We start from the raw sequence: 792 nt of genomic DNA on the forward strand, positions 1-792 counted from the left end.
CGCCGCCGTACCGCTGCGATCGGCCGGCGGCAGCGCTAGATGCTACATTGTGTCCGATTCCACGGCGCAGATCGGAGCGGTTGCCCACCGCGGCCCGCCGCGGTGCCCGGCGTCCGCCCGATTCTGCTTCTCGTCAACTGCCTGCAGAAGGAACATCCCGCATGAATGCGCTGTCCGAACAGATCCTTTCTGAATTGCGCCACCTGCTGAACGAGACGCGCGATGGCGGCAGCGTGAGTCCGTCCGTTTACGACACGGCGCGCGTTTTGCAGTTCAGCAGCAACGTCACCGGTCGGCAGAACGCATACGCGTGGCTCATGGCGCAGCAACAGGCCGATGGCGGGTGGGGAAGTGCTGACTTCCCACTGTTCCGCCATGTACCCACGTGGGCGGCGTTGCTTGCATTGCAGCGTGCCGATCCTCTTCCCGGCGCTGCGGACGCAGTTCAGGCTGCAACGCGGTTCCTCGAGCGCCAGCCGGATCCCTACGCAGATGCGGTGCCGGAAGACGCGCCGGTAGGCGCGGAGCTGATCCTGCCGCAGATCTCCGGCGAGGCCACATCCTTGGTGGGCGACGTGGTGTTTCCGCGCTACTCGGCGCTGTTGCCGTTGCGGCAAGCGTGCCTGGCTAAGTTGGGGACGGTGGGACCGCTGCCGAGCGGCCATCCGTTGTTGCACTCCTGGGAAGCCTGGGGGACGTCGCCGACCACAGCATGCCTGGACGACGACGGCAGCATCGGCATCAGCCCGGCGGCAACCGCCGCGTGGCGTGCGCACGCCCTCACAAAGGCGA

Annotated in this window: 1 pseudogene; it reads left to right on the plus strand. The window is 66.9% G+C overall.

Annotated features, from left to right (window positions below):
• Window positions 1-161: 161 nt before the first annotated feature.
• Window positions 162-792: pseudogene (locus tag MOV76_RS39290) on the plus strand (hypothetical protein); the annotation flags it as partial.

It is taken from the genome of Rhizobium sp. PRIMUS64 (assembly GCF_023006465.1).
In the GTDB taxonomy this organism is placed as follows: domain Bacteria; phylum Pseudomonadota; class Alphaproteobacteria; order Rhizobiales; family Rhizobiaceae; genus Rhizobium; species Rhizobium leguminosarum.